Raw genomic sequence first — 6,575 nt, forward strand, 5'->3', positions numbered from 1 at the left:
TTAGCGTCTCCGGGGGACCGCCTACAAAGGCTTGAAAAAACCGGACAATCAGGGAACCTTCAGACTAAAGTCGTGGGTTCCTCGGCCAGCGTCCACTTGTCGCAGCATGATAGTTAACCCTAGCATGCCAGCGCGACGCGGGGCGGCGGACTTTCTGATTTCGCGAGGTTGTGAGCGTTTGGCCGTGCCGACTCGTGCAGGCCTGTTTCGCACCACATGATCTTTGATTGCACCCGGCGCGCCGGGTCCACGCCCGCGGCGAGCCGACGCAAGCCGCCGGCGGGAAGCCGCCACCGGGAAACCTTGGGGAGGAACAACAAAAATGTGGAACCAAATCTACAACCCGCTCGGCAACGCCGCGCTGTCGACGATCGCAGCCGCCGTTCCCGTGGTCACGCTGCTGGTCCTGATCGCCAGCGGCAGAGTGAAGGCGCATGTCGCCGCCATCATCGCCGTGATCGTGACCAACCTGATCACGATCTTCATCTTCACCATGCCCCCGAACATGTCGATCCGCGCCACGCTGCTCGGCGTGGTGACCGGCTTCTTCCCGATCGGCTGGATCGTGCTGAACGTCATCTTCCTCTACCAGATCACGGTGGCAACCGGAAAATTCGAGCTCTTGAAGCGCGCGGTCGGCGGCGTCACCGAGGACCGGCGCTTGCAACTGCTGCTGATCGCGTTCGCCTTCGGCGCGTTCTTCGAGGGCGCCTCGGGCTTCGGCACGCCGGTCGCGATCACAGGCGCGATCCTGATCGGCCTTGGCTTCTCGCCGCTCGCGGCGTCCGGACTGTCGCTGATCGCCAACACCGCACCGGTCGCCTACGGCGCGCTGGGCACGCCGATTCTGGGTCTCGCCTCGGTCACCGGGCTGGACCCCTATGTGCTTGGCGCGATGGTCGGGCGGCAATTGCCGCTGTTCTCGCTGATCGTGCCGTTCTGGGTGGTGTGCGCATTTGCCGGCTGGCGCGGCATGAAGGACGTCTGGCCGGCGATCCTGGTCACCGGCGTCTCTTTCGCGGTCCCGCAATTCGTGATCTCGAACTTCATCAATCCCTGGATCGTCGACATCGGCGCCTCGCTGATCTCGATGGGCTGCCTGATCCTGTTCCTGCGCGTCTGGCAGCCGCGGCAACTCTGGCTGTCACCGGCGCTGCGCGGCCACGATGAATCGGCCGCGACCATGGCGGCGCCGAAGACGCTGGACAAGACGCCGCTCACGCAAGGCGAATTGTGGAGCGCACTGCTGCCATGGATCATCGTCTGCATCCTGATGCTGGTCTGGGGCAACGGCGCGTTCAAGACCTGGGCGAACGCCAATTTCGTCTGGAACTATCCGGTGCCCGAGCTCGACAAGCTCATCAACAAGATGCCGCCTGTCGCCGCCAAGCCGACGCCGGAAGGCGCGGTGTTCGGCTTCACCTGGCTGTCCTTCACCGGCACGGGCATGCTGATCGCGGCGATCATCTCGGGTCTGTTGATGGGCTTCTCGCCGCTGAAGCTGATCACCGAATATGGCCGCACCATCCGCCTGTGCGCGATCTCGCTGATTACGATCTCGGCGATGCTCGCGATCGGCACGCTGACGCGGCTGTCTGGTGTCGACGCCACGCTCGGCCTGGCCTTCGCCGCAACCGGCGTGCTCTATCCCTTCTTCGGCACGCTGCTCGGCTGGCTCGGCGTCGCGCTGACCGGGTCGGACACCGCCTCCAACGTGCTGTTCGGCAACCTGCAGAGGATCACCTCCGAGCAATTGGGTCTGTCGCCGATCCTGATGGCGGCCGCCAACTCCTCCGGTGGCGTGATGGGCAAGATGATCGACGCACAATCGATCGTGGTCGCCTCGACCGCGACCAACTGGTATGGCCATGAAGGCTCGATCCTGCGCTACGTGTTCCTGCACTCGATCGTGCTGGCCTGCCTCGTCGGTCTGTTCGTGACGCTGCAGGCCTATGTCTACCCATTCACGGAGATGGTCTTGAAGTAGCGCCACTCGGGCGGGAGGCAGAGCGTAGCCCGGGTAAGCGCCAGCGTAACCCGGGTCTGCTCGCTGACACAGATATCCCGGGTTGCGCGTTCCGCTCCACCCGGGCTACGAACTCGTCTCCGCATGGCCGGCTTGGCCATTGTCAGATGCGTCCAAGAGCGCATCGCTGATCTCAGAGAGAGTTCATGGTTTCACGGAATTGCACCAGAACTGCCTTCGCCCTGGTGCTGCTCGCGACCGCGATCGCGGCACGTCCTGCGCATGCCGACGAGGAATTCCCCTTCGGTTTCGAAATGTCGCTCGATGCCGCGCGCATGCCCGGCTCCAAGCGCATCCCTTCGCTCGAGATCGGCGACAATGGCGAGGTGGTGCTGGAACTCTGGTGCAAAGGCGGCAAGGGCCAGTTCTCGGTGGCGGGCAACACCATCATCTTCGTTCCTGGCGCGATGGAGAATCGCAACTGTCCGCCTGAGCGGGCGCAGGCCGACGATGATCTGCTTGCGGCGCTCGGCGACACCGCGACCTGGCGCCGTCAGGGTGACCTCGTCACCTTGACCGGCTCGAAGACGCTGCGCTTCCGGCTCAACACGAATTAAGGCGCCGCAATCAGTCCGCTGGCCGTGGCAACGATCCAGCGGTTACCCCAGCGCACGATGGTTTCGATACGCCCGAGCCCGGGTATCGTGTCGCCGCGCGCGGCCATCCGAATGCCGTCAGGCCCGTCGAGAACAGCGGTTCCGTCCCGGACATCGACAACCGTCCAGCCCGATATGGTGGTCGGTCTTGTTTCCGGTGCCGGCGCCAAAGGTGGCCTCGCCGGCGCCGCGCCGGAAGGACTCGCATTTGCCTGCGAGGCGAACGGGTTTGAAGTGCGCGCGGCCAGGTGAGTGCTCGCGGGTAAAGGCTTGGGAATGCTTCCTACGACAGCGGGGGCCGCTGCCTGCAGATCTGACGTGGATGTTGCTTTTTTGGTGCCTTCGATCCTGCCGCCCGGTCTTGCTTCAGCCGTTCGAGGCGAAGACGTGACTTTCTGGGCGACCGAGCTGATCCCGAGCCTGCTCGCGAACTCCGGCCAATTCAGACCGCCGGCCCATCCCAACCCAAAGGCTGCCACCAGTGCCATCGCGGGCAGCGCAATGGTGCGCGCCCAATCGCCGTACGGCCCCCGCACCACCAGAACGTCATCGCGATTTTGCTGCAGGAAATCCGACAGGCGCGCCGGCTGCTCCGGCAACTCGCCGTCAGCCACATTCCCCGACCAGCTTCCAAGGGTACTCGGCTCGTGGACTTGCATGGCGTGACCCACGTTCGGCTGAGCGATGATGTTCCCGGAAATTGAATCGAACCTTAACGACCAGGCCGAATGAACTGCGTCGCGATGCCGCTCCGATCGCTGCCCCCGGCAGCCGGCCATCCCAAGCGGAGCTGCCAAAATTCCATGTCAGGCTGTCGAGCCAGCGGCTATCAACCTTCACGGCTCTCCGTTTTGTGATTAGACAGGTGCGAGTTTTGGGGCGGACATGCGCGCGCAGTGGGAAAGTCGGTTGGCAGGCACGGAAATCTGCTGGTTCGCCCCGATAATTTTGCCCAGCGCCTGACAGCCGGAATCGAAATCTCTGACGTGGGCATGCGACGTGATGATTGTCAGTCATCCTGTCTCAACCGCGTCGTAACGGTGGAGAGACCGCCATGGCTGTGAATCTCGTCTCTGTTGTCATGCAATGTCTGACTCCTGACCTGATCGCCAAGATCGCGTCATCTCTGGGACTTGATCGAGACATCGTACAAAAGGCGATAGGAGGTGCCGTCCCCGCACTGCTCGCGAACTTGTCCGAGGTGGCCTCCACCCCCGGTGGCGCTCGTCAGTTGTCCAGCGCATTGTCGCAGCAGCAGCCCGGAGCGCTTGAAAGCCTGAAGAATGCGATGGCAGGTCCTGGCCAGGCGGCGCTCGCGGAGAGCGGATCGGCGATGCTGGCCGGCCTGTTTGGCGGCCGGGCGCTGGACACGATCGCTCAGGCCATCGCGAAGTTCGCTGGCATCGGCGAGGGCTCCGGCAAGTTGCTGACCGGCATGCTTGGCCCTGTCGTCCTCGGGGTGTTGGGGCAGCATCAACGCAGCACCGGCATGGAGGCGAGCGGGCTGACATCGCTCCTCGCCTCGCAAAAGGACCAGATCACTGCGGCGCTTCCATCTGGTCTCGCCGATCAACTGAGCGCTGCCGGTCTCATTGACAGGGCGGGGGAGAGCGTGCGCAGCGGAGCTTCGGCGGCCGCGAGCCGCGTCGCCGGGGCTTCTACACGCTACACGCCAAGCAACACGATGGCGCAGTGGCCCTATTGGCTGGCCGGCCTCGTCGTGCTCGGCGGTCTTCTCTGGTACGCAACGCAGCGCCCGGGTGAACAGACTGTCGCCGAGCAACCCGCCGCAACGCGCCCCGCAACCGGGACCGTGGGCGTAGCGCCCGCGAATTTGACCGTCGACGGGGTGAACCTGGCCAGCCAGGTCGATTCGTCCGTCAACACCTTGAAGTCCGCGCTATCGGGCGTCACAGACGTGGCTACCGCTCAAGCGGCCCTGCCCAAGATCAACGAGGCGGTAGCACAGTTGAACGATGTCAACGCGCGAGCTGCAAAGCTGCCTCCGGAAGGACGAAGCGCACTCGCCAAACTGGTCGTGGTGGTGACACCTGCAATCAACCAGATGTGCGACAAGGTGATGGCGATTCCAGGTGTTGGTCCGGTCGCGAAGCCGGCGATTGATGATCTTCACGGAAAACTGGACTCGCTCGCACGCGTCTGAGCTGCGCGCGGCAAGCCAGTCACATATCGCCGCGTGGCCGCTACTTCCACGCCGATTTGTCGGCGTCCCAGCGCTGGGCCTTGAATTCCTTCGCCAGCGCCTCGATCGAGCCGTTGTCGTCGGGCGGCTCGCCGCCTTCCTCGTCGCCGACGGAGTCTTCCGAGAGGTTCAGCTTTGGACCTGAACCCTCATCGGCGGTGGTGACCACCGGGCTCGAGACCCACAGCATCAGCCTGTCCGACGCACCGGGCTTGTCCGAGGATACCAGCGCCGAGATCTCGACGGTCTCGGTGAGGCCGAGCGCGGGATAGACCTGGCTCGGACGCTTGAAGGTCAATTTCAGCTTGCCGGTGTTGGCGTTCCATGACGCCCCCGACGGCTTTGCCGCCAGCGTCTTGCTCAGTACGCCCGATATCGCTGATGCGATCTTGTCCCTGTTGATCTTGTCGCCGCTGAGCCAGTCGGCGGCGGCGAAGCGGATGGTGCGGTCCATCTCGACGCTGCCCGTGGTCCAGCCGGCCGCGACCACGCCCGGCGTCGCCTTGGCCTTGGCGACCAGGGCCGAGGCCTGTTCCGGATCGACGGTGAGGTTGATGGTCTGCTCGCCGGCCCGCAGCGCGTCGCAGGTGATGGCGAGGCTCGAGAGGCCGACCTCGACGGCCTGGCCCTTGAGGCTCTTCAGCAAGTCCAGCGCCGCGTCGAGCTTGACGCGCACGCCGACGGATTCGGGAGACACCTCGGTAAAGTCCTTCGGTGCCGGCGTGATGCCGTCATCGGTGGTCTGGCTCTCCTGAAATTCCCGCTCCGAAAGGTCGGTATTGTCGGAGGAGGCGACTTCCGTCACCGCCTGGCCGATTGTGATCTGGCCGCGGAATTCGAAACTATCGCCGGTCGGCTTGCGCACGAGCTTCACCGAGACGGGCGATTTGTCGTTCAGGGTCTGCGTCGTGCCGCTCAGGTTCTGGCCGTTGACCGCGAGGTTGACGACGAAGCGGTCCTTGCGGTCGGAACCTTTTTCCGCGGGGTAGCAGACGTCGAGGACCGCCGCAGTGACGTTCTTGCCTTGGCGGGTTTCCTTCAGCACCGCGTCGGCATTGCCCTCCATCAAGCCGTCGATCGCGGTGAAATAGCGCGTCTCGGTCGTGCCCGGCGCCGTCTTGGACGGCAGCTTCATCTGGGCAAGAGCGAGATCCGAAGAGGCCGTGAGGAGGCCCACGAGGCAGCAGAGCAGGGCGCGCATATGAGGATCCCCTTGAGGAACAGAATCGCCAACGCCGTAACTAGCAAACCTTTGGTGAAAAAGAAGGCCGCGGCGGTGACGTAACCCAAAAATGCGCAGCCGCCTTCAGGGACGCGGGTGCGGGCGGGCAACCCGGTTGCGGACTGCTGGGATGGGGGCGTTCCCAACTTGAAAAAAGTCGTGGGCTAGGTCGCGTGGACAGTTACCTTAGCCAGAGCAGTGTTGCGGCGATAGCGACGACGGCGAAGTAATTTCGTGCCGTTTTTTCGTAGCGCGTAGCAACGCGCCTGAAGCGCTTCAGTTTCGAGAAGCAGCATTCGATCAGATGACGCTCGGCATAGAGGGGTTTGTTGAGCGGATATTGATTGCCCGTGAGGGGTTGTTCGGAATAACGGCTTGAGCGCCTTTTGCGGCGATCGCGGATCGCAACGCATCGGAATCGTAGGCCGCATCGCCCATCACGACCTCCGCTGGGAGCCCCTCGATGAGCGGCTGGGCCTGAGGCGCATCGCCGGCTTGACCTGCCGTTAGGAAGAAGCGGACCGGGCA

The 6,575-nt window shown here is 63.9% G+C and carries 5 protein-coding genes and 1 pseudogene; 3 read left to right on the forward strand and 3 right to left on the reverse strand.

Annotated elements, in window-relative coordinates:
• Positions 1-322 precede the first annotated feature (322 nt).
• On the forward strand, positions 323-1,987 hold the full coding sequence (locus tag AC5ZG5_RS18850; RefSeq protein ID WP_130228015.1) for an L-lactate permease: 1,665 nt from the start codon (positions 323-325) through the stop codon (positions 1,985-1,987).
• Positions 1,988-2,172: 185 nt separating this feature from the next.
• On the forward strand, positions 2,173-2,583 hold the full coding sequence (locus tag AC5ZG5_RS18855) for an META domain-containing protein (RefSeq protein WP_456643194.1): 411 nt from the start codon (positions 2,173-2,175) through the stop codon (positions 2,581-2,583).
• Here the strand turns inward: AC5ZG5_RS18855 and AC5ZG5_RS18860 are convergent.
• Positions 2,580-3,281, reverse strand: coding sequence for a hypothetical protein (locus tag AC5ZG5_RS18860; protein WP_456643193.1), 702 nt, complete (start codon positions 3,279-3,281; stop codon positions 2,580-2,582). The two genes, AC5ZG5_RS18855 and AC5ZG5_RS18860, sit on opposite strands and share 4 nt — an antisense overlap.
• A 347-nt stretch (positions 3,282-3,628) precedes the next feature.
• Between AC5ZG5_RS18860 and AC5ZG5_RS18865 the strand changes: the two genes are divergently transcribed.
• Entirely contained in the window at positions 3,629-4,786 is a 1,158-nt protein-coding gene (locus AC5ZG5_RS18865; protein WP_456643192.1) for a DUF937 domain-containing protein, read from the forward strand.
• A gap of 40 nt (positions 4,787-4,826) precedes the next feature.
• Here AC5ZG5_RS18865 and AC5ZG5_RS18870 read toward each other — a convergent pair whose 3' ends face one another.
• Both AC5ZG5_RS18870 and AC5ZG5_RS18875 read right to left on the reverse strand, forming a co-directional pair.
• A complete protein-coding gene (locus AC5ZG5_RS18870) occupies positions 4,827-6,026 on the reverse strand; it encodes a hypothetical protein (protein ID WP_456643191.1) in 1,200 nt (399 codons plus the stop codon).
• A gap of 202 nt (positions 6,027-6,228) precedes the next feature.
• Positions 6,229-6,575: pseudogene (locus tag AC5ZG5_RS18875) on the reverse strand (IS5 family transposase); the annotation flags it as partial.

It is taken from the genome of Bradyrhizobium sp. Ses1, assembly GCF_059512365.1.